Genomic DNA, 21481 nt, shown 5'->3' with positions numbered 1-21481 from the left:
CAATCAAACGCGGCCCGGCGGTGTCCAGTGCAATCGGGCGTTTTGCGCCTCAAGCCAGGCCTGGAACGGGCCGGACAGGAGGCGGTCGCCCATCGCCAGCACGCGGCCCTCGGCGTCACGCAGCAGCGGCAGCTGCGCGCGCTGCCACGGCGGAATGCCGGCCGCCTGCAGCGCGTGCTTGAGCGCGTGCGAATGCGTCCGCCCAGGCAACTGGATGCGTTCGCCGCCCTGGCGCGCGCCTACCTGCACCGGGGCCTCGAACGCCGCGCCTTGCAGCCGGAGTTCGCCGCCGCCGGGCAATGCCAGCGGCGCATCGCCGCGCCAGTGCGTGCGCCATGCGCGGGGCAGCGGCGGCGTTGCGCGCCCGGCGTGCAGCAGGTCGCGCCAGCGCTGCAGACGCGCCTCGCCCCAGTCGAAGCGCGCCTGCGCATCGTGCCCGGCATCGAGCAGGCTGCTCTCCAACTGGACGATGCCCTGCGCCGGCAGCGATGGCAGGCCCAGCGTGGCGATCCAGCGGCGCACGACGCGCGCGCGCAGTTCGGGCGACAGCGCCTGCAGCGCGGGGACCGACAGCAGCTGCGCATCGTCGGCGCGCGCGCGGTCCAGCGCGTCCTGGTCCAGCTGCTGCAACAGCGCGTCGGCCTGCGCGCTCAGCGCGGCGCTGCGCGCCAGGGCGGCGTCGGCGTGCGGCCAGCGCTGGCGCAGCAGCGGCAGCACGTGGTGGCGCAGGAAGTTGCGATCCAGCGCGGCATCAGCATTGCTGGGGTCTTCGACCCAGCGCAGGTCGTGGGCCTGGGCGTAGGCCAGGATCGCGCTGCGCGGCAGGTCCAGCCAGGGCCGCCACAGTTGGCCTTGCGCGAACGGGCGCAGCGGCCGCATCGCCGCCAGGCCTTCGGGCCCCGAGGCGCGCAGCGCGCGCAGCAGAAAGGTCTCGGCCTGATCGTCGCGGTGGTGGGCGGCGACCAGCAGGTCGCCGGGTCGCAGGACGCGGGCGAAGGCCGCGTGGCGCGCGCGGCGTGCGGCGGCCTCCAGTCCCTCACCGGCGCGTTCGACCACGACGCGTTCGACCCGCAGCGGCACCTGCAGCCGCGCGCACAGCGCCACGCAGTGGGCTTCCCAGGCATCGGCGTCGGCATGCAGGCCGTGGTGCACATGGACGGCGCGCACGCGGCCGGGCCAAGTGGCGGCCAGCGCGTGCAGCAGTGCGGTGGAATCCAGGCCGCCGCTCAGCGCCACCCACAGCGCGGCCTCGGGCGTGGTGGCGGGCAGGGCGGCCAGCAGGTCGGTCGGTGGGGCCATCCGGGGATGGTGCCACGCAGTGTGCGTCGCGGCGACGCGCGGACCACCTGCGGTTGCGGCGCAGCGGCTGGCGCATCGAGTGCGGCATGCGCCGGTCCGTCGATCGCGCGCCGTCCGCAGGCAAGCCGCGCGATGCGGGCTACAGCGCGATGCTGCCCGGTCCCGCTTCCTGGTCGGAAGGCAGCGGATCGCGCTGGCGCGGACGCAGGGTCGGCGGCATCGGCGGGCGGCCGATGCCCTTGTCCAGCAACCAGGCCTGGCAGGCGCGCTGCCAGTCGCGCATGGCCTCGGGTACGTCGCGGTAGAAGGCGTCCTCCACGATGGGCATGCGCCCGTCGTTGGACTGCGAGGTGCCGAGCAGGCGCGCGCCTTCCAGGTCGTGCATGCGCAGGGTCGGGTCGCCGCCGTGTTCCAGCAGCCAGTACAGCCGATCGAAGCGGCCGCTGCGCGCGTACCAGCTCAGCACGGTGTCGTAGTGGTCGGCGCCGTCCAGGACGGTGTCCTGGTTGGCGCCGGACAGGATCAGATGCTGCACATTGGTCCAGCGGCCGTGTTTGAAGGCCACGTAGAGCAGCGGCTGGCCCTCGGCGTTGCGCGTGTTGGGGTCACCGCCGCGCATCAGCAGCTCGGTCAGGTAGTCGGGATCGGACCGTTCGGCCGCCGGCACCAGCGCCGACTCGAACGCCGCGGCCGTGCCGGCCTGGCCGCGCACATTCGGCGAGGCGCCGGCGTCGAGCAGCAGCTTCAGGCCCTTCGGGTTGGCGGTGAGCACCGGCCAGGCCAGCAGCGGACGGCCGCTGCGATCGAAGACGGTGTTCGGGTCGAGGCCCTGTTCGCGGACCAGCTGGTCGATGCGGCGCGTATCCAGGTGGTCCACCGCCCGCGCCAGCGCCAGACCCGGGACGGTGAAGTACGCATCCGGGTCCAGCACGTGATTGGCGTTCCGCGGCAGGCTCAGGGCGATGTACACGCAGCCGCAGACCGCCAGCAGCACCAGCGGCGGCAGGAGCATCAGGGTGCGCAGCGGGCCACGGGGCAGGCGGAGACGGCTCACGGGTGGGCGCCTTGGAGAAGGCTTCACGGGCTAAGGTACGTGGAAAGCGCGCCGTGCCGGCCCGCGCCGGTCTCGTCGGCCGAGACGCCGCCCGGCTACAGTGGCGCCCGGTTTTTTCTCCAGGGAACGCTCCATGGCCAAGGCCGCCTCCAAGGCCCGCACCGCCTATGTCTGCGGCGAATGCGGCGCCGAATACAGCAAGTGGCAGGGCCAGTGCACCGAATGCCACGCCTGGAACAGCCTGAGCCAGGTCGTGCTGGAGCCGGCCGCCGGCGCCGCGCCGGCCGCCGCGCGCCGCGCCGGCTGGGCCGGCAAGACCGAGGCGCCGAAGATCACCGCGCTCAAGGACGTGCGCAGCAGCGAGGACGTGCGCGTGTCCACCGGCATCGGCGAGTTCGACCGCGTGCTCGGCGGTGGCCTGGTCGAAGGCGCGGTGGTGCTGGTCGGCGGCGATCCGGGCATCGGCAAGTCGACTCTGCTGCTGCAGGCGCTGGCGCGGATGGCCGCCACCCTGCCGGTGCTGTACGTCACCGGCGAGGAATCGCTGGCCCAGGTCGCCGGCCGCGCGGTGCGCCTGGACCTGCCGCTGGACGGCCTGCACGCGCTGGCCGAGACCGGGATCGAATCCATCCTCCAGCACGCCTCCACCGCGCGCCCGAAGCTGATCGTGGCCGACTCGGTGCAGACGCTATGGACCGAATCGCTGACCGCCGCGCCCGGTTCGGTCAGCCAGGTGCGCGAGAGCGCCGCGCGCCTGGTGCGCTATGCCAAGGAGACCGGCACGGCGGTGTTCCTGGTCGGCCACGTCACCAAGGAAGGCGGCATCGCCGGTCCGCGCGTGCTCGAGCACATGGTCGATGCGGTGCTGTACTTCGAGGGCGAATCGGGCAGCCGCTTTCGCGTGCTGCGCGCGTTCAAGAACCGCTTCGGCGCGGTCAACGAGTTGGGCGTGTTCGCCATGGGCGACAAGGGCCTGAAGGAAGTGCCCAACCCGTCGGCGATCTTCCTGTCCGGCGGCAGCACCCGCCAGCCCGGCAGCTGCGTGATGGTCACCCGCGAGGGCACCCGCCCGCTGCTGGTGGAAGTGCAGGCGCTGGTCGATGCCTCGCCGCTGTCCAACCCGCGCCGCGTCGCCGTGGGTCTGGAAGGCAACCGCCTGGCGATGCTGCTGGCGGTGCTGCATCGCCATGGCGGGATCATGGTCGGCGACCAGGACGTCTTCATCAACGTGGTCGGCGGCATCCGCGTGCAGGAGACCGCGGCCGACCTGCCGGCGCTGCTGGCGGTGCTCTCGTCCCTGCGCGACACGCCGCTGGCCGAGAAGACGATCGCCTTCGGCGAGGTCGGCCTGTCCGGCGAGATCCGCCCGGTGCCCAACGGCGAGGACCGCCTGCGCGAGGCCGCCACCCACGGCTTCAAGCGCGCCATCGTGCCCAAGGGCAACGCGCCCAAGGCCAGCGCGATCAAGGGCATGGAAGTCGTCGCGGTCGAACGCCTCGCCGACGCGCTGGAGGCGGCGTTCGGCTGAAGATTCGCCTGGGCTCAGGCGCCCCGACAGGCGAGGCGGCCCGGTGGAAATTCGCCCTTGCGGAAACTTGCCTGGCTGGACCAACTATCTCTTCCGGTCCAGTCGCGGTCGCCTTGTAGAGCGGAGCTTGCTCCGCTGCTCTCCGTTCGGTTCGTGGGGAAGGCCCAGCGGAGCAAGCTCCGCTCTACAGGGGCCAAAAAAGCGAAAGGCCGCGGTGTCCGCGGCCTTTCGGGTGTTGCTTGGGACCGCGTTGGCGATCAGGCCAGGCCGGCCTGCTTCATCACTTCGGCGGCGTAGTCTTCCACCACCTTCTCGATGCCTTCGCCCACGGCCAGACGCTTGAAGCCGACCACTTCGGCGCCGGCGGCCTTGAGGGCCTGCTCGACGGTCTGGTTGGTGTCCAGCACGTAGGGCTGGCCGTACAGGGTCACTTCGCTGACGATCTTGTTGATCTTGCCGCTGATGATCTTTTCCAGGATCTCGGCCGGCTTGGACTTGTCCTTCTCGGACATCTTGGCCAGCTCGATTTCCTTTTCCTTGGCGACGAAGTCGGCCGGCACGTCGGCGGCCTTGTTGTACGGCGGGTTCATCGCGGCCACGTGCATGGCCAGGCCACGGGCCAGGTCGGCGTCGCCGCCCTTGACCTCGACCAGCACGCCGATCTTGCCGCCGTGGACGTAGGCGGCCACGTTGTTGGCGCTGTCGACGGCGACCAGGCGACGGATCTGCATGTTCTCGCCGAGCTTGGCGATGGCGGCGGCGCGGGACTCCTCGACGGTCTCGCCGGAAGGCAGCTTGGCCGACTTCAGCGCGTCCACATCGGCGGCGCCGGAGGCCAGGGCCGCCTGGGCGACGGCGTCGGTGAAGGCGACGAAGTTGCTGTCCTTGGCGACGAAGTCGGTCTCGGAGTTGATCTCGACCAGCACGGCCTTGCCGCCGTCCTGCGCCGCGGCGATGCGGCCTTCGGCGGTGACGCGGTCGGCCTTCTTGTCGGCCTTGGCCAGGCCGGACTTGCGCAGCCACTCGGCGGCGGTGTCGATGTTGCCTTCGTTCTCGGTGAGCGCCTTCTTGCACTCCATCATGCCGGCGCCGGTGCGCTCGCGCAGTTCCTTGACCAGGGAAGCGGTGATTTCCACGGTGATGACCTCAGTTGGGAATGGGGTGGACGGCGCAAGCGCCGGTCCTTGAAGCGACAGCGGCGGAGCCTGCGCCCCGCCGCCCTGAGCCGGCGCACAGTGGCGCGCCGGCGTTGCACGGCCGTGACGCCTTAGGCGGCGGCTTCGTCGCTCTTGCGGCCACGACGGGCCGGCTTGGCCTCGGCGTTGCCTTCGCTGAACTCTTCCTCGCGCACGGTGGCCGAGTTCGGCGCGGCGGCCTTGCCTTCCAGCACGGCGTCGGCGGCGGCGCGGGCGTACAGCTGCACGGCGCGGATGGCGTCGTCGTTGCCCGGGATGGCGTAGTCGACCAGGGCCGGGTCGTAGTTCGAGTCGACCACGGCGACCACCGGGATGCCGAGCTTCTTGGCTTCCTTGATGGCGATGTCCTCATGGCCGATGTCGATGACGAACAGGGCGTCGGGCAGACGGTTCATCTCCTTGATGCCGCCCAGCGAGGCCTGCAGCTTGTCGCGCTCGCGGCGCAGGCCCAGCACTTCGTGCTTGACCAGCTTCTCGAAGGTGCCGTCGGTCTCGGCCGCTTCCAGCTCCTTCAGGCGGGCGACCGACTTCTTCACGGTGGCGAAGTTGGTCAGCGAGCCGCCCAGCCAGCGCTGGGTCATGTACGGCATGCCGCAACGTTCGGCTTCTTCCTTGATGGCTTCGCGGGCCGAACGCTTGGTGCCGACGAACAGGATGGTGCCGCGCTTCTGGGCGATGGCGCTGATGAAGTTCATCGCGTCAACGAACAGCGGCAGGGTCTTTTCCAGGTTGATGATGTGGATCTTGCCGCGGGCACCGAAAATGTACGGGGCCATCTTCGGGTTCCAGTAGCGGGTCTGGTGACCGAAGTGCACGCCGGCTTCCAGCATCTGGCGCATGGTGATCTGGGACATCGTGAAAAACTCCAAGGCAGTGGAACCGGCCGCGCGTTTGGGATGCGGCACTGATGGTTCCGGGGTTGGGCCTCCCTGCGGCGTCCGTGGCCGAACCCTCCTTGAAGGAAGGCACCCCGGCACGGGCTGTGGCAGCAGGTGTGTATTCGCCGGTGACGCGCGGCGTGGGCGGTCTCTACAAGGCCAGGTGGCCTTTCAGAGCCGGCGGATTATAGCCGGCGGGCGCAGGTGGGCGCAAATCGCGCCCTGGCGCGGCTCAGGCCAGCAGCGGGGCGGCGGCGATCAGGATGACGAGCAGCAGCAGACGGCGGGAGGAGGACAGGCGCATGGGGTTTCCGGGGGAGGTGGACGGGGCGAGATGCCCGGTCTGCCCGGAGTCATGCAGGCGGCGTGCCAACTCCGGCATGGCGCATGAAGTCGCATCGCAGGGCGTTTTATGAGACCGCGTTCACAAGGAACACGCCCTGGCGCCGCCTGCGCGGGTCGGTTCTGACCTTGCGCGTCAGTAGGTGATGGTCACGGTGATGGTGTCGCTGTAGCTGCCGGCGGCCGCGCTCTGCCCGGACGGCACGCGGCCGTAGACGGTGGCGGTCTGGGCGGCGCCGGTCCCGGTGCCCTGCAAGGTGTCGGTGTTCAGAACGTTGCCCCAGCGCTGGCTGCGCGCGGGGTCGAGGTAGAGGTCGTAGGCAACGTACTGACTGCTCGCGCCCTGGCGCATGCGCCGCTGGCCGAGCAGGGCGTTGCTGCCATTGTCCAGGCCCAGCTGCCAGGCGGTGCGTCGCGTGCAGGTCAGGCCGATGGCGGAGGTCTGGTCGACATTGGCGGCGATGAAGCCCGCGACGCTGCCGAAATCCAGATCGCTGGCGCTGTAGGCGTAGCACTGCCCCGGCACGTTGGCGGACACGACGAAGGGGAAGGCGTCGTTGGCGGTCGTCGCGCCGGAGACATTGCAGGCGGCGGGAAAGCTCGCCGCGGCGCCCAGCAGCGGCGTGTTGGCCGCATAGGTCAGCACGGTGCTGGCGCCGGCGAAGGTGCTGCCGTAGCTGCCGGCCGCCAGCGCCTGGTTGGCCGGAATCCGGCCATAGATCGTCACGGTCTGCGCCTGCGAGCCGCCGACGATCAACGGAACCGCGTAGTCGAAATCCAGCACCAGCACGGTGCTGACCGCATTGCCCAGCGCGCCCCAGATCTGGCTGCGGGCCGGGTCCAGATAGAGCTGGTAGTTGAGCGTGTCGCCGTCGGCGTTGCGCAGACGACGCGGCGACAGCGAGGTATCGACGCTGCCCGGGCCCAGACCCACGCACAGCCGCACCTTGGTGTTGCTCAGCAAGGCCAGCGCGGCGGTGTTGCAGGTCACGGTGAAGGAGGTGACGGTATCGGTGACTTGCGTGGGCGAGACATTGCCGAAGGCCAGCACCGTCGGCGTGGTGGCGGTGCACACCGTCGCCGCGCGCGCGCCCGGCGACCAGGCCCACAGCGCCAGCAGGGCCAGCAGCAGGCAGCACGGCAGGCGGCGGCTCATTGGCGGGTCTCCGGGGCGCAGGTCAGCGGACCGATGCGTGGGATCCGGGCGGAGGCGATCCGGGCGGGATAGTCGAAATCCACCACGCAGGTGCCCGATTCGGTGCCGATCCTCAGACGGTTCCTGAGCTGCAGGTTGTCGAGATAGGTCTCGCCGTCGTGGCCGACGACGGCGACCGGCTCCTCCGCGCCGTCCGGCGTCACCGTGCTGCCCACCGCCAGCGGCTGGCCGGCCGGATCGCGCAGGACCAGCGTGGCGGCGCGGACCTGGGCGATGGCGAAGGGCACCTTCAGGCCGGCGCCGGCGCGCGGGGTGACCACGCGTTCCACCTCGTCCACGCGCAGGTCGGCGGGCAGGTCGAGGATGTCGATCGAGACCCGGTTGCGCTGCCAGGGCTGTAGCGGGGTGACCAGCAGCAGGCCGTCGGCGTTGGTCTGGCCGATCAAGCGGTTCTCCAGCCGCACCGGGATGTGCGGTCGTCCGGTCGAGACCACGCCGAAGGCGTTGTCGACCGAACGCGCGGCCAGCACGCCGCCGCCCAGCCAGGCCAGGCTGCCACTGGTGCTGGCATAGCCGTAGGTGGTGCCGCCCTGGCTGGCCGCGCCCAGGCCGTAGCGGCCGACATCGTTCTGCCAGCCCAGTTCGGCCAGACCGCCGGCGCCGTCGGTCCCGCTGCGGGCCTGCACGCGCCAGCCCAGCCCGTTGGGGCCGCCGTCGCCGGGAACGGCCCTGGAGGCCTCGACCACCTGGGTGTTGAGGTTGCCGTTGCGCTGGGTCGAGACCGAGGCCCGGCGCAGCCCGTCCAGCGCCAGCGAAGCCGACAGATAGAGGCTGCGGTCGGAGGCGTCGTCCAGGTTCTGGTTCACCGACAGGTTGGCCGACCAGTCCTCGCCGAAGGTCTGCGACCAGAACAGGCCCGCATAGCGCAGGCTGGGTTCGTCCTCGTTGCGCAGCCGCACGTAGCTGGCGCTGAGCGAACCGAAGCGGGGCAGGGAGACGCCGAAGATCGCGTGGTCGCTGGCGCTGACCGGGATGCTGCCCTGCAGGCTGCCGATATCGCGATAGCGCCCATGCGTGCGCTGGGTGCCGATGGCCAGGTTGAAGGTGCCGTTGTTCCAGGTGTGCTCGATCGCGGTCTGGCCGCCTGCCTCATCGCCGCGGCGGCTGCGCGCATAGGAGGCCGATAGCACGCCGGCGCCGCCCAGCAGCCACAGTCCGCCCGCGCCGGCGTTGCTGATGTTGCCGCCATGCTCGGCGTGACCCTCGACGGTGAAGCCATCGCTGACGCCATAGCGGAACGTCCCGGTGCCCACCAGCGTGTTGCCATAGCGGAACGAGCGCAGGCCGTAGTCCTCTCGAAGCACGCCCACCCCCACGCCGCCCTCGGACAGGCCTTTGGCCAGCAGCTCCTGGGTGCCGTAGAAGGAGAAATCCAGCGTGCGCACCTGGCCGAAGGCATCGGTGACCACCACCTGCGCGTTGCCGGTGCCGTTGATGCCGGGCAGGGTGGAGAGCTGGAACGGCCCGGCGGCGACCTGGCCGCTGTACTGGCGCAGGCCATCGACATACAGCTCCACCTGCGAGGGCACTGCGGCGTCGCCGAGGAAGGCGGGCAAGGGCGTGGTCACGCGATACGGCTGCAGTCCGTAGTTGCGCCCAAGCTGGACGCCGGCCATGCGGATCGAGCGCGTCCAGTCCAGGGCGTCGCTGTAAAAATCTCCCAACTGCAGGGTCAGCGCCCGGTCCGGCAGGTCCAGCTGCCAGTGGGTGTCCAGGCGCGTCGGTTCGACCCGCCAGCCGTGGGTGCCCTGGCCCTCGTAGAGGCGCATGACCGAGGTGGTGCTGAGCACGCCCTGGCCGATGCCGAAGGCGCGCAGTTCGACGGTGGCGGCCAGATTGGTCTGGTCGGCAGTGCGATTGGCGTAGAGGTCGTAGTTGAGCAGCGCCCCCGGCGAGGAGGTGGCCTGCGGGGCGGGCTCCTGCTCGGGTGCGAGCACGGTGGTGTCCAGCTTCAGCGCGGACAGCGGCGCATCGAAGAACAGGCGCTGGACCTCGGGCTCGTAGTGCACCGCGACGTCGGGCAGCGCATCCAGGGCGAGCACCTCCTCGGGCGCGCGCCCGTCCAGACGGAAGCCGATCGTGCGCAGGGTCTGCACGGATCCATGCAGGCGCCCGCGGCGCAGCTCGAAGCGCTCGATCTTGCCCGTGTCGGTCTGGTTGAGGCTCACCTGCAGGTACAGCACCTGGTCGTAGCGCGGATCGGCCATCGGCGCGGCGGGCGGCGGCGCCAGGTCGAAGGCCGCGACCGGCGGGGCGATCAGCAGGGCCAGCAGCGCAGCCCGCGCCAGTGCGGCAGACCAGCCTTCAGCGGGAGGGCGGCACGAGCGGCAGTGGACGCTTCTCGGCTTCACCGTTGATCCTGGCTTTGAAATGCGCGCCGACGTAGCGGCCGGCGGCGCCCGGGAGCGTCCAGCGCATCGTCTGACCTGGCAGCACATAGCCCACCAGGCCGGGCAGCAGCACAGTGTCCGGCCCGCTTGCCTGGACCATGCCCAGGTCGGCCAGTTGCGCGTGGCCAGTGCCGGTGTTGCGCACTTCCAGCGCGCTGGCGCCATCGGCGGCGGCCACCACCGTGGCGGCCAAGACCGGCTGCGGCGCCGCATCGCCCGGCTGCACGAACACCGGCACCGAGTAGCGCAGCACCAGCTGCAGCCCTTGTCGCGCATTGCCGCTGGGCAATTCGTCGACGAGGACGCGGTAGCTGGCCTCAGCGGCGACGGGCGAGCGGTCCGGACGGATCAGCCGGACCAGCTGGCGCGCGCCGGGGGCGATGGTCTGCATCGGCGGGCTGGCGATCACCTCCTGGGTGGCATCCAGCGACTCAGTGCCGCCGGACTGGGTCCAGCGGAACACGCGCAACTGGACGTGGACCGGCTCGGTCCCGGTGTTGCTCAGCCACAGCGCGTCGGCATTGCGTGCCGGGGTGAGGGTGATCGAGGTGGGAGAAACCTGCAGACTCGTGGCAAAGGCCGTGTTGCCCAGCGTGGTGATCAACGCTATCCAGGTCCATCTGATTAGCCCTCTCCTGTGTTTTGCACGCGCATCCTGGGTTTTTCCCATATCGCTCCTTCAGTAGATGATCGTGGCGGTCACGGTGTCCTGATACGAGCCCGGGGCGGGATTGTTGGCCGCCAGGTTGTTGATCCGGCCGTAGACCGGATAGACCTGATTGATGCCCAGGCCCGTGCTGGCCAGCGTGTTGGTGCCGGTGGTGCCGCCCCACACGGTCGTGCGGCTCAGGTCGGCGTAGAGCTGGTAGCCGACGTAGTTGTTGGTGGTGACGGTGGCGTCGGTGTGCTTCATCCTGCGCGTGGTCACATCCCCGGCCGTGGCGGCATTGGCGCCCGCGTTGAGCGCGATGGCGTACGGGGTCAGCGGCGTGCAGCGGACCGTCAGGCTGCCGGCGTTGTCGACGTTGGCGGTCACCGTGGAGGCCTGCGTGCCGAAGTCCACATCGGTCGCGGCGGCGGCCGTGATGGTGCAGGACTTGGTCACCACCAGCTTGACGTTGAAGGTGGTGGTATCTGCCGCCTGGGCGATGCCGCAGGCGGCCAGGAGGGCAACGGCGAGGGTGTTGGAAAGCAGGTAACGCATGGAGTCTCTCCCGGTCCTTGGGACCACAAGTACCGGCGCCTTGGCCGGCTCGGGTTTGAAGAAAGTGACCTTACGAACAGTGCTGACCTGCGCTGAATACAAAAAATTATTCATGCAAATCTGAGACTTGCGTCCTAGTAAGCGGGGTCTTGTGGTCCGTTACTAACAGGGGAGGGGGCTCTGGTGGTGGCGCTTGCCCGGCATCGGGATGTGCGGTCGGAGCTTCCCGGGCGGTGGGTGCGCGGGCCTCGCCTCACTGCGGTCGGGCGCCGTTTCCGGGCCGCGAGACCGGACCTGCCCGTTCAGATGCGGGCGCAATCGGCGATAATGGGCGCATGAGCATCCAACTGAAATCCGCCGCCGACCTGGAGAAGATGCGCGTGGCCGGCCGCCTGGCCGCCGAAGTGCTGCAAGTGGTCGCCCCGCACGTGAAGCCGGGCGTGACCACCGCCGAGCTGGACCGCATCTGCCACGACCACATCGTCCACGTGCAGGGCGCGATCCCGGCCAATGTCGGCTACCGCGGCTTCCCGGCCACGGTGTGCACCTCGGTCAACAACGTGATCTGCCACGGCATCCCGAGCGAGGGCAAGGTCCTCAAGGAAGGCGACATCGTCAATATCGATGTGACCGTCATCAAGGATGGCTGGCACGGCGACACCAGCCGCATGTACTACGTCGGCACCCCGTCGGTGATGGCCAAACGCCTGGTCGAGACCACGCGCGAGGCGATGTTCCGCGGCATCCGCGCGGTCAAGCCGGGCGCGACGCTGGGCGATGTGGGCCATGCGATCCAGCAGTACGCCGAGTCCGAGCGCTTCAGCGTGGTGCGCGAGTACTGCGGCCACGGCATCGGGCAGGTCTACCACGACGAGCCGCAGGTGCTGCATTACGGCCGTCCCGGCGATGGCGTGGTGCTCAAGCCCGGCATGACCTTCACCATCGAGCCGATGATCAACGAGGGCACGCGCTACACCAAGACCCTGCCGGACGGCTGGACCGTGGTGACCAAGGACCGCAAGCTGTCGGCGCAGTGGGAGCACACCGTGGCGGTGACCGAGGACGGCGTGGAGATCCTCACCCGCCTGCCAGGCGACGACAACGACCTGTGACCGCCCCGCCGGTTGCCAGCGGCGCGGCGCGCGCGCCGGCGCAGGCCGATCCGGCCACCGATGGCGTCTGGTCGCAACAGGCCCGCGCCGCGCTGGCGGCCACCGACGAGAAGCTGGCGCGCCGCTACGAGGATCTTGACCGCATCGACCACGTGCTGGCGCTGCGCGCGCGCGCGGTCGACCACCTGCTGCGCGAGGCCTGGCGGCGCTGCCTGCCGGCCGAGAGCGGGCTGTCGCTGTTCGCGGTCGGCGGCTACGGGCGCGGCGAACTGTTTCCGCAGTCGGACGTGGACGTGCTGGTGCTGGGCGAATCCGAGGCCCAGCAGCTGCACCACGACGCGCTCGCCCGCTGCCTGGCGCTGGTCTGGGACACCGGCCTGAAGCTCAGTCACGCGGTGCGCTCGCCGGCGCAGTGCAGCGAGGCGGCGCAGGATCAGACCGTGGCCACCGCGCTGCTCGAGGCACGCCCGCTGATCGCCGACGAGGCCGCGCGCAAGGCCCTGGCCGAGGCCGTGTCGCCGCGGCAGGTGTGGCCGCCGCGCGAGTTCTTCCAGGTCAAGCGCCAGGAGATGGCCCAGCGCCACGCGCGCTTCGGCGACACCTCGGACAATCTGGAGCCGGACATCAAGGACGGCCCGGGCGGCCTGCGCGACCTGCACACGCTGGGCTGGATGGCGCTGCGCACCTTCGGCGTGCGCGACCTGGAGTCGCTGGTGGGCATGGATCAGCTGGGCCCGGACGAGGCCGCCGCGCTGGCGCGCGAGCGCCGCGTCCTGGGGCGGCTGCGCTACGGGCTGCACCTGGTCGCCGGCCGGCCGGAGGAGCGCCTGCGCTTCGATTACCAGAAGGCGCTGGCCACGCGCCTGGGCTACCGGGACGCGCCCGGCAGCCTGGGCGTGGAGCAGATGATGCAGGCCTTCTACCGCAGCGCGGCGATCGTGCGCCGCATCGGCGATCGCCTGCTGCAGCGCTTCGAGGAGCAGTTCGAGGGCGAGGGCACGCCGCATACGCTGGATGCGGACTTCGAGCTGCGTCGCAACTACCTGGCCGCGCGCGATCCGCAATGGCCGGCCGACGTCGGCGCGGTGTTCGCGCTGTTCGCCACCTGGGCCGCGCAGGCCGAGGTCCGCGGCCTGCATTCGCAGACCGCGCGCGCGCTGGCCGAGGCGCTGCCGACGCTGCCGGCGTATGCGCGCGCCAGCGCCGAGCAGCGAGCGCAGTTCATGGCGCTGCTGCGCGGCCCGCGCGCGGTCGACACGCTGGCGCGCATGGCCCGCCTGGGCGTGCTGGGGCAGTGGCTGCCGGCCTTCGCCCAGGTGTCCGGGCGCATGCAGTTCGACCTGTTCCATGTGTACACGGTCGATCAGCACACGCTGATGGTGCTACGCAATCTGGCGGCGTTCGCCAACGGCCGCGCCGACGAGCGCTTCTCCATCGCCCACGAAGTCTGGCCGCGCCTGCGCAAGCCCGAGCTACTGCTGCTGGCCGGGCTGTTCCATGACATCGGCAAGGGCCGCGGCGGCGATCATTCCGAGCTGGGCTCGGCCGATGCGCGCGACTTCTGCGCGGCGCACGGGCTCAGCGAGGCCGACACCGACCTGGTGGCCTGGCTGGTCGAACAGCACCTGCGCATGTCGGTGACCGCGCAGAAGCAGGACATCGCCGATCCGGAGGTGATCCACCGCTTCGCCACGCTGGTCGGCGACCGGGAGCACCTGGACTATCTCTACCTGCTGACCTGCGCCGACATCGCCGGCACCAGCCCCAAGCTGTGGAACGCGTGGAAGGATCGGCTGCTGGCCGATCTCTACTTCGCCACGCGCCGCGTGCTGCGCGAGGGCCTGGAGCAGCCGATGGCCGCCGGCCAGCGCGTGGAGGAAGGCCGCGAGGCGACCCGTGCGCTGCTGCTGGCGCAGGGCTTCGATGCGGACACCATCGCGCGCCAGTTCGCCGAGATGCCCGATGAGAGCTTCCTGCGCTTTCGCCCCGAACAGCTGGCCTGGCAGGCGGCGGCGCTGGTGGACGTGCGCCACGGCCAGACGCTGGTGCAGGTGCGCCTGATCGACGACAACACCCGGGCGATGGAGGTGTTCGTGCACTCGCCCGACCGCGACGGCCTGTTCGCCGCGATCCTGGCCACGCTGGACAAGCAGGGCTTCGCCATCCACCAGGCGCGCGTGCTGGTGGGGCCGCACGGGACGGTGTTCGACTCCTTCGAGGTGCTGCCGGCCGACACCTATGCCAGCGACGATCCCGAGCACCTGGCCGATGCGCTGCGTCGCGCGCTGGCCGGCGCGCTGGACCAGGTGCGCGTGGCCCAGCGCACCGTGCCGCGCCAGCTGCGGCATTTCCGCTTCCCGCCGCGCTTCGAGTTCGGCAACACGCTCGATGGCCGCTACACGGTGCTGGACCTGGTCGCGCCCGACCGGCCGGGCCTGCTGGCCCAGGTCGCGCAGGTGCTGCGCCGCCAGCATCTGCGCGTGCACGATGCGCGCATCGCCACCTTCGGCGAGCGTGCCGAAGACCTGTTCCACCTCAGCGACGAAGGCGACCAGCCGCTGACCGACGCCGAGCGCGAATCCCTGCGCCAGGCCTTGGTCAGCTGCCTGGAAGCAGCCGCCTGATCTCCCCACCCTCCGTTTGCAGGAACCCCACGCCCCATGTCCGCCGTCGATCTCGAATCCCTCAAGTCCACCCTGGAAGACGCCTTCGCGCGCCGCGCCGAACTCACCGCCGACGAGATCCAGGCGCAGGTGCGCCCGGCCGTGTACGCGGCCATCGACGGGCTGGAATCCGGCGCGCTGCGCGTGGCCGAGCCGCTGGCCGAGGGCGGCTGGCAGGTCAACGAGTGGCTGAAGAAGGCGGTGCTGCTGTACTTCCGCGTCAACGACATGCGCGTGATCGAGGCCGAGCCGGCGCCGTTCTGGGACAAGGTCGAGGCGCGCTTCGCCGGCTACGACGCGGCGCAGTTCAAGGCCGGCGGCGTGCGCGTGGTGCCCGGTGCGGTGGCGCGCCGTGGCACCTACTTCGGCAAGGACGTGGTGCTGATGCCCAGCTTCACCAATATCGGCGCCTACGTGGGCGAAGGCACGATGGTCGACACCTGGGCCACGGTGGGCTCGTGCGCGCAGATCGGCAAGCACTGCCATCTGTCCGGCGGCGCCGGCATCGGCGGCGTGCTCGAACCGCTGCAGGCCTCGCCCACCATCATCGAGGACCACTGCTTCATCGGCGCCCGCGCCGAGGTGGTCGAAGGCGTGGTGGTCGGCCACCACAGCGTGATCGGCATGGGCGTGTTCCTCAGCCAGTCCACCCGCATCTACAACCGCGCCACCGGCGAGGTGAGCTATGGCTACGTGCCGCCGGGCAGCGTGGTGGTCTCCGGCTCCCTACCGGCCAAGGACGGCACGCATTCGCTGTACGCCGCGGTGATCGTCAAGCAGGTCGACGAGAAGACCCGCGCCAAGACCAGCGTCAACGACCTGCTGCGCGGACTGGCGGACTGAGCGCGCCCTGGGGCATGGCCTTTGCGCAATCGAATGGGAAGCTGAGGCGGTATCGAGCGATACCTTGGCTTCGGGTTTGATTTGGGTTCTTCGCCCGGTCGCGGAACCACGGCGCGTAGGCGTTTGGGACTTCGGAGGGGCAGCGGTCCGGCGGGCGGCGTCCGCTTATCCCTCAATCAGGGCATCCTGCCCTGATTCGGGCGCTCGGCTCCTGCCTCGCTCGTCGCGGCCACCGCCCGCCGGCCCGCTGCCGCGTGCGTCAGGTCACAGGGCTTCGGTTTGCGGGGTGTTACTAGCCTCCCTTGCGCACAAAGCGACCAGTGACGGGAAGTTGTCGACTTGAGGCCCCCTCCCTTGCGCGCAGCGCAGGGGAGGGATGGGGAGGGGTCGGGGCTTTACCGGGCAAGCCACCGAAGCGAAGAGCAAAAGCACCCCACCCCGGCCCTCCCCTTCGCCTGCGGCGAAAGGGAGGGGGCAAAGCACTGCGCGATGCATTCGAATTGGAAGAAGTCCTGTGCTATCCGCCGCAGCGTCTCCACCTGGGCGGGCGTGCGGAGAGCGGGCCTTAGGATGGCCCGCGGCGGCGAATCCGCCTTAGATGGCGGACCGAGCGGAGGAGCCGCGCCCGGCTGGGTCGAGGCTGGTCGGCGAAGTGGGATCTTCGACTTCACCGCCATGACATCAACTGATCCGCGTCCGCGCAGTCCTGCGAAGAATCCGGACTTATTCATTCGTGCGGAGGCGCTCCCCGACGGCGGCAGGACCGGATGTGTAACCGCCAACGCGAGGAGTTCACGGCCGTGTCGTCCACAGCCAGCGTTTGACTTTGGTCTTGTTTTGGATCGATCCAGTGCCGCCTAGACTCGGTGCTGGTCTATTGCGGCGGGAGCGGAGCATGCGGGATCGGGGCTGGAAGGCGGCGGCGCTGGGGTTGGTGATGGTCGCGGGCATGTCTGGCGCCTGGGCCGCGGAGCCGGCCGCCAAGGCGCGTGCCGGTAATCCGATCTTTCCGGGTTGGTACGCGGACCCCGAGGCGGCGGTCTTCGACAAGACCTACTGGATCTACCCGACCAGTTCGCTGCCGTACGCGCAGCAGACTGACTTCGATGCGTTCTCCTCGCCGGACCTGGTGACCTGGACCCGGCATCCGGGTGTGTTGAAGAAAGATGCGGTGTCCTGGGCGCGCGAGGCGATGTGGGCGCCGGCCGTGGTGGAGAACCGCGGGCGCTACTACTTCTTCTTCGCCGCCAACGACATCAAGAGCGATGCCGAAGTCGGCGGCATCGGCGTGGCCGTGGCCGACGCGCCCGCCGGCCCGTACCGTGACCTGATCGGCAAGCCGCTCATCGGGCAGTTCCACAACGGCGCCCAGCCGATCGACCAGTTCGTGTTCAAGGACGACGACGGCACCTGGTACATGCTCTACGGCGGCTGGAAGCACGCCAACATCGTCCGCCTGAAGGACGACTTCACCGGCGTGCGGCCGATGGACGACGGCACGGTGTTCAAGGAGATCACCCCGGCGCCGGAGTACGTCGAGGGTCCGCTGATGTTCAAGCGCGACGGCAAGTACTACTTCCTGTGGTCCGAGGGCGGCTGGACCGGGCCGGACTACGCGGTGGCCTATGCCATCGGTGACTCGCCGCTGGGGCCGTTCAAGCGCATCGGCAAGATCCTGCAGCAGGATCCGAAGATCGGCACGGGCGCGGGCCACAATTCCATCTTCCGCGGCCAGGACGACACCTGGTACATCGTCTACCATCGTCACCCGCTGGGCGACCACGATGGCAATCATCGTCAGGTCGCCATCGACCGCATGGTCTTCGATGCCCAGGGCCACATCCTGCCGGTGAAGATGACCAACGAGGGCGTCGCGCCGCACCCGTTGCGCTGACGCGGCGTCCTCGCAAGCCCCCAGGACTTGTGAGACACGCCTGCATGACCACGACACTCTACGGACTGAAGAACTGCGACACCTGCAAGAAGGCCAGCAAGTGGCTGGATCGCTTCGGGGTGGCCTACACCTTCGTCGACTATCGCGAGCACAAGCCTTCGCCCGAGACGCTGGTGGAATGGGCGGGCAAGGCCGGTGGCTTCGACGCGCTGGTCAACAAGTCCTCGACCACCTGGCGGCAGCTGCCCGAGAACCGCAAGTCGCCCGGCAGCGAGGCCGAATGGAAGCTGCTGCTGCGCGAGCATCCGCAGCTGATCCGGCGGCCGGTGGTGATTACCGACGATGGCACGCTGAGTCAGGGCTTCTCCGACAACGGCTTCAAGGCACGCTTCGGGATCGCGTAGAGCGGAGCTTGCTCCGCTAGGGCTTTCCCGTTGATCTGGCCGCTGGAACTCTTGCGGGGATCCTGACCGAAGAGCAGCGGAGCAAGCTCCGCTCTACGGGGTCGGGGGTCGTCGTATCCTTGTCGCCCGCTCAGCCGATCCGCATTTCCATGAATGATGTCCTAGCGCTGACCTGCGAACTGGTCTCGCGCGCCTCGGTCACGCCCGAGGATGCCGGCTGCCAGGCCTTGATCGCCGCGCGCCTGCGGGCGGCGGGATTCACCTGCGAACATCTGCGCCTGGGCCAGGTCGACAACCTGTGGGCCACCCACGGCAGCGGCGCGCCGGTGCTGGTGCTGCTGGGCCATACCGACGTGGTGCCGCCGGGCCCGCTGGAGGCGTGGACCAGCGATCCCTTCGCCCCGCAGGTGCGCCAGGGCAATCTTTACGGCCGGGGCACCGCCGACATGAAGGGCAGCGTGGCCGCGTTCGTGGTCGCCGCCGAGCAGTACGTGGCCGCGCACCCCGACCATGTCGGCACCCTGGCCGTGCTGGTGACCAGCGACGAGGAGGGCGATGCCATCGATGGCGTGCGCCATGTCGCCAGGCTGTTCGCCGAGCGTGGCCAGCGCATCGACTGGTGCATCACCGGCGAGCCGTCCTCGACCCAGACCCTGGGCGATCTGCTGCGCGTGGGCCGTCGCGGCAGCCTGACCGGCACACTGGCGGTCAAGGGCGTGCAGGGCCATGTGGCCTATCCGCACAAGGCGCGCAACCCGATCCACCAGGCCGCCGCGGCGCTGGCCGAGCTGACCGCGCGGCACTGGGACGATGGCTACGAGAGCTTCCCGCCGACCAGCCTGCAGGTCTCCAACCTGCACGCCGGCACCGGCGCCAGCAACGTGATCCCGGGCGAGCTGCGCATGCAGTTCAACCTGCGCTACACCCCGCACTGGGACGCGCCCAGGCTGGAGGCCGAGATCACCGCGCTGCTGGACCGCCACGGCCTGGAGTACACGCTGAGCTGGCATCGCAGCGGCGAACCGTTCTACACGCCGGAGGGTCGCCTGCGGCGCGTCGCGCGCGAGGTGCTGGGCGAATTCGCCGGCGCGCCGCCGGAGGAAAGCACGGGCGGCGGCACCTCGGATGCGCGCTTCATCGCGCCGCTGGGCGCGCAGTGCATCGAGGTCGGCCCGGTCAACGCCACCATCCACCAGGTCGACGAGCACGTGCGCGTGGCCGATCTGGAGCGGTTGCCGGCGCTGTACCTGGCCCTGGTCGAGCGACTGCTGGTGGCGCAGGACTAGCCGGTCATGCGGCCCCGGGCGGTGTGGGCGACTGTCGGCCGCGCGCCATCGGCGCCTGTCGGAGGCCAGTTTCGTTGCGGCTGAAAGGGTTGCGCCGCGCGCGGAAGCCGGGTTAACGTCGCCCCATGCCGTCCGTCCTGGCCAACGTCGCGAACAACAACAACCGCAATCTGCGCGCGAATAATCGTGCGCGACCGATGCGGGTCTGCGCCTAGGCAAAGCAACAACGACGAACGCCTGAGGAACCAGAAAACCCGCATCGGCCGATGCGGGTTTTTTTATGCATGTGCAGGTCCCTCTGCGAAAGGCCTGGCCATCCGTGGCCGGGGATCCAAATAGAAGCGCCACTTACCCCACGTCAGGTTTTTCAGGAGTTTTCCCATGTGTTCGATCTTCGGCATCTTCGGTCTGCAACCCGGCGATGATCTTGGCGCGCTGCGCCGGCAAGCGCTGGAGTGCTCGCAGCGTCAGCGCCATCGCGGCCCGGACTGGAGCGGCGTCTACGTCGACGACGGTGCCATCCTGGTGCACGAGCGCCTGGCCATCGTCGATCCGGCCGGCGGCTCGCAGCCGCTGCTGAGCGAGGACGGCGAGCTGGCCCTGGCGGTCAACGGCGAGATCTACAACCATCGCGAACTCAAGGCCGAGCTCCAGCAGCCCTACGCCTTCCAGACCGGCTCGGACTGCGAGGTCATCAACGCCCTCTACCGCGAGGACGATGTCGAATCCTTCCTCAACCGCCTCAACGGCATCTTCGCCTTCGCGCTGTGGGACCGCGCCGCCGGCCGGGTGATCATCGCCCGCGACACCATCGGCGTGTGCCCGCTGTACTGGGGCCACGACAGCCAGGGCCGCCTGCGCGTGGCCTCGGAGATGAAGTCGCTGTCCGAGCATTGCGCCGATGTGGCGCAGTTCCCGCCGGGCCACTGGTACGACAGCGCCACCGGCGCGCTCAAGCAGTACTACAAGCGCCCCTGGCGCGACTACGACGCGGTGGAGGGCGTCGAGGTCACGCCGACCGAGCTGCGCGAGGCGTTCGAACGCGCCGTGCATCGCCAGCTGATGACCGACGTGCCCTACGGCGTGCTGCTCTCCGGCGGCCTGGATTCCTCGCTGGTGGCCGCGGTGGCCGCGCGCTATGCGCGTCACCGCATCGAGGACGGCGACCGGACCGAGGCGTGGTGGCCGCGCCTGCATTCCTTCGCCATCGGCCTGAGCGGTTCGCCCGACCTGGCCGCGGCCAAGGTCGCCGCCGAATCGCTGGGCACGGTGCACCACGGCTTCGAGTACACCTTCGAGGAAGGCCTGGACGCGCTGCCCGAGGTGATCCGCCACATCGAGACCTACGACGTCACCACCATCCGCGCGTCCACGCCGATGTTCCTGCTCGCGCGGCGGATCAAGGCGATGGGGGTCAAGATGGTGCTCTCGGGCGAGGGCAGCGACGAGATCTTCGGCGGCTATCTGTACTTCCACAAGGCGCCCAACGCGCGCGAGTTCCATGAAGAACTCATCCGCAAGCTGGACGCGCTCTACAACTACGACTGCCTGCGCGCCAACAAGTCGATGATGGCCTGGGGCGTGGAGCCGCGCGTGCCGTTCCTGGACCGCGAGTTCATGGACGTGGCCATGCGCATGGATGCCGCGCACAAGATGATCACGGTCGGCGCCGACGGCAGGAAGCGCATCGAGAAGGCCGTGCTGCGCGAGGCCTTCGCCGGCTATCTGCCCGATTCGATCCTGTGGCGGCAGAAGGAGCAGTTCAGCGATGGCGTGGGCTATGGCTGGATCGACGGGCTCAAGGCGCATGCCGAGGCCCAGGTCACCGACCGCGAACTGGCCGCGGCCGACAAGCGCTTCCCGGTGAACCCGCCGCAGACCAAGGAGGCCTACTACTACCGCACGCTGTTCGAGCAGGCCTTCCCGTCCACCGCGGCGGCCGAGACCGTGCCGGGCGGCAAGTCGATCGCCTGCTCCTCGCCGGCGGCGATCGCCTGGGACGCGAGCTTCGCCGCGGCCGCCGACCCGTCCGGTCGCGCGATCGCGGGGGTGCATGCGCAGGCGCTGTGATGTCGGCGGGTCGAGCCGCATGCAGTGTGTCTTTCGCAGCCGTTGCGGGAGTCCTGTAAACCGTCGTTCCCGCGAAAGCGGGAACCCACGGACGTCGCGCGA

At 69.8% G+C, this 21481-nt stretch carries 17 protein-coding genes; 8 read left to right on the top strand and 9 right to left on the bottom strand.

Going from position 1 to position 21481, the window contains the following annotated elements; genetic code table 11:
* Window positions 1–3: 3 nt before the first annotated feature.
* Together tilS and QE438_RS07600 are read right to left on the bottom strand one after the other, a co-directional pair.
* Window positions 4–1299, bottom strand: coding sequence for a tRNA lysidine(34) synthetase TilS (gene tilS, locus QE438_RS07605; protein ID WP_306991367.1), 1296 nt, complete (start codon window positions 1297–1299; stop codon window positions 4–6).
* A 139-nt stretch (window positions 1300–1438) separates the two neighbouring features.
* A complete protein-coding gene (locus QE438_RS07600; RefSeq protein ID WP_306991369.1) occupies window positions 1439–2353 on the bottom strand; it encodes an ankyrin repeat domain-containing protein in 915 nt (304 codons plus the stop codon).
* A gap of 133 nt (window positions 2354–2486) precedes the next feature.
* Here QE438_RS07600 and radA point away from each other — a divergent pair, with 133 nt between their 5' ends.
* Complete coding sequence (gene radA / locus QE438_RS07595) at window positions 2487–3881, top strand: DNA repair protein RadA (protein ID WP_131659327.1); 1395 nt, start codon at window positions 2487–2489, stop codon at window positions 3879–3881.
* A gap of 257 nt (window positions 3882–4138) precedes the next feature.
* Here radA and tsf read toward each other — a convergent pair whose 3' ends face one another.
* From tsf to QE438_RS07560, 7 genes are all read right to left on the bottom strand, one after another.
* Entirely contained in the window at window positions 4139–5017 is an 879-nt protein-coding gene (tsf, locus tag QE438_RS07590; protein WP_306991373.1) for a translation elongation factor Ts, read from the bottom strand.
* A 131-nt stretch (window positions 5018–5148) separates the two neighbouring features.
* Window positions 5149–5931, bottom strand: a complete 783-nt coding sequence (gene rpsB / locus QE438_RS07585; protein WP_130521317.1) for a 30S ribosomal protein S2 — start codon at window positions 5929–5931, stop codon at window positions 5149–5151.
* Between the two features lie 256 nt (window positions 5932–6187).
* On the bottom strand, window positions 6188–6337 hold the full coding sequence (locus QE438_RS07580) for a hypothetical protein (RefSeq protein WP_165424264.1): 150 nt from the start codon (window positions 6335–6337) through the stop codon (window positions 6188–6190).
* A 96-nt stretch (window positions 6338–6433) separates the two neighbouring features.
* The gene (locus tag QE438_RS07575) at window positions 6434–7453 is read right to left on the bottom strand and encodes a spore coat U domain-containing protein (protein ID WP_306991376.1); all 1020 of its coding nucleotides are present in this window, start codon (window positions 7451–7453) and stop codon (window positions 6434–6436) included.
* Window positions 7450–9864 (bottom strand): fimbria/pilus outer membrane usher protein, encoded by a 2415-nt coding sequence (locus QE438_RS07570; RefSeq protein WP_306991377.1) that lies wholly within the window; start codon window positions 9862–9864, stop codon window positions 7450–7452. Before QE438_RS07570 ends, QE438_RS07575 begins: the two co-directional genes overlap by 4 nt.
* A complete protein-coding gene (locus QE438_RS07565; RefSeq protein ID WP_306991378.1) occupies window positions 9818–10507 on the bottom strand; it encodes a molecular chaperone in 690 nt (229 codons plus the stop codon). Before QE438_RS07565 ends, QE438_RS07570 begins: the two co-directional genes overlap by 47 nt.
* 75 nt (window positions 10508–10582) lie before the next feature.
* Window positions 10583–11107, bottom strand: a complete 525-nt coding sequence (locus QE438_RS07560; protein ID WP_130521326.1) for a spore coat U domain-containing protein — start codon at window positions 11105–11107, stop codon at window positions 10583–10585.
* 335 nt (window positions 11108–11442) lie between these two features.
* Here QE438_RS07560 and map point away from each other — a divergent pair, with 335 nt between their 5' ends.
* From map to asnB, 7 genes are all read left to right on the top strand, one after another.
* Window positions 11443–12219: a type I methionyl aminopeptidase gene (gene map / locus QE438_RS07555; protein WP_130521328.1), complete on the top strand. Its 777-nt coding sequence runs from the start codon at window positions 11443–11445 to the stop codon at window positions 12217–12219.
* The gene (glnD, locus tag QE438_RS07550) at window positions 12216–14843 is read left to right on the top strand and encodes a [protein-PII] uridylyltransferase (RefSeq protein ID WP_306991382.1); all 2628 of its coding nucleotides are present in this window, start codon (window positions 12216–12218) and stop codon (window positions 14841–14843) included. The genes map and glnD overlap by 4 nt, the downstream gene beginning before the upstream one ends.
* Before the next feature lie 36 nt (window positions 14844–14879).
* A complete protein-coding gene (gene dapD / locus QE438_RS07545) occupies window positions 14880–15725 on the top strand; it encodes a 2,3,4,5-tetrahydropyridine-2,6-dicarboxylate N-succinyltransferase (RefSeq protein ID WP_306991384.1) in 846 nt (281 codons plus the stop codon).
* A gap of 949 nt (window positions 15726–16674) precedes the next feature.
* Window positions 16675–17619: a glycoside hydrolase family 43 protein gene (locus tag QE438_RS07540; protein ID WP_307183972.1), complete on the top strand. Its 945-nt coding sequence runs from the start codon at window positions 16675–16677 to the stop codon at window positions 17617–17619.
* A gap of 44 nt (window positions 17620–17663) precedes the next feature.
* The gene (locus tag QE438_RS07535; RefSeq protein WP_130522895.1) at window positions 17664–18023 is read left to right on the top strand and encodes an arsenate reductase; all 360 of its coding nucleotides are present in this window, start codon (window positions 17664–17666) and stop codon (window positions 18021–18023) included.
* A gap of 149 nt (window positions 18024–18172) precedes the next feature.
* A complete protein-coding gene (gene dapE, locus QE438_RS07530) occupies window positions 18173–19309 on the top strand; it encodes a succinyl-diaminopimelate desuccinylase (protein WP_306991388.1) in 1137 nt (378 codons plus the stop codon).
* A gap of 381 nt (window positions 19310–19690) precedes the next feature.
* Window positions 19691–21379 carry an asparagine synthase B gene (gene asnB / locus QE438_RS07525; RefSeq protein WP_306991390.1) on the top strand — a complete coding sequence of 563 codons (1689 nt, stop codon included), beginning with the start codon at window positions 19691–19693 and terminating at the stop codon, window positions 21377–21379.
* The last annotated feature ends 102 nt before the right edge of the window (window positions 21380–21481 follow it).

This window comes from Pseudoxanthomonas sp. SORGH_AS_0997, from assembly GCF_031453535.1.
GTDB lineage: Bacteria > Pseudomonadota > Gammaproteobacteria > Xanthomonadales > Xanthomonadaceae > Pseudoxanthomonas_A > Pseudoxanthomonas_A winnipegensis.
This window is presented reverse-complemented; position numbering and strand designations above follow the sequence as displayed.

Coding starts and splice junctions, on each gene's coding strand:
- tilS (WP_306991367.1), bottom strand. CDS start 1,299: ATGGCCCCACCGACCGACCTGCTGGCCGCCCTGCCCGCCACCACGCCC.
- radA (WP_131659327.1), top strand. CDS start 2,487: ATGGCCAAGGCCGCCTCCAAGGCCCGCACCGCCTATGTCTGCGGCGAA.
- rpsB (WP_130521317.1), bottom strand. CDS start 5,931: ATGTCCCAGATCACCATGCGCCAGATGCTGGAAGCCGGCGTGCACTTC.
- QE438_RS07580 (WP_165424264.1), bottom strand. CDS start 6,337: ATGCCGGAGTTGGCACGCCGCCTGCATGACTCCGGGCAGACCGGGCAT.
- QE438_RS07575 (WP_306991376.1), bottom strand. CDS start 7,453: ATGAGCCGCCGCCTGCCGTGCTGCCTGCTGCTGGCCCTGCTGGCGCTG.
- QE438_RS07560 (WP_130521326.1), bottom strand. CDS start 11,107: ATGCGTTACCTGCTTTCCAACACCCTCGCCGTTGCCCTCCTGGCCGCC.
- map (WP_130521328.1), top strand. CDS start 11,443: ATGAGCATCCAACTGAAATCCGCCGCCGACCTGGAGAAGATGCGCGTG.
- dapD (WP_306991384.1), top strand. CDS start 14,880: ATGTCCGCCGTCGATCTCGAATCCCTCAAGTCCACCCTGGAAGACGCC.
- QE438_RS07540 (WP_307183972.1), top strand. CDS start 16,675: ATGTCTGGCGCCTGGGCCGCGGAGCCGGCCGCCAAGGCGCGTGCCGGT.
- QE438_RS07535 (WP_130522895.1), top strand. CDS start 17,664: ATGACCACGACACTCTACGGACTGAAGAACTGCGACACCTGCAAGAAG.
- dapE (WP_306991388.1), top strand. CDS start 18,173: ATGAATGATGTCCTAGCGCTGACCTGCGAACTGGTCTCGCGCGCCTCG.
- asnB (WP_306991390.1), top strand. CDS start 19,691: ATGTGTTCGATCTTCGGCATCTTCGGTCTGCAACCCGGCGATGATCTT.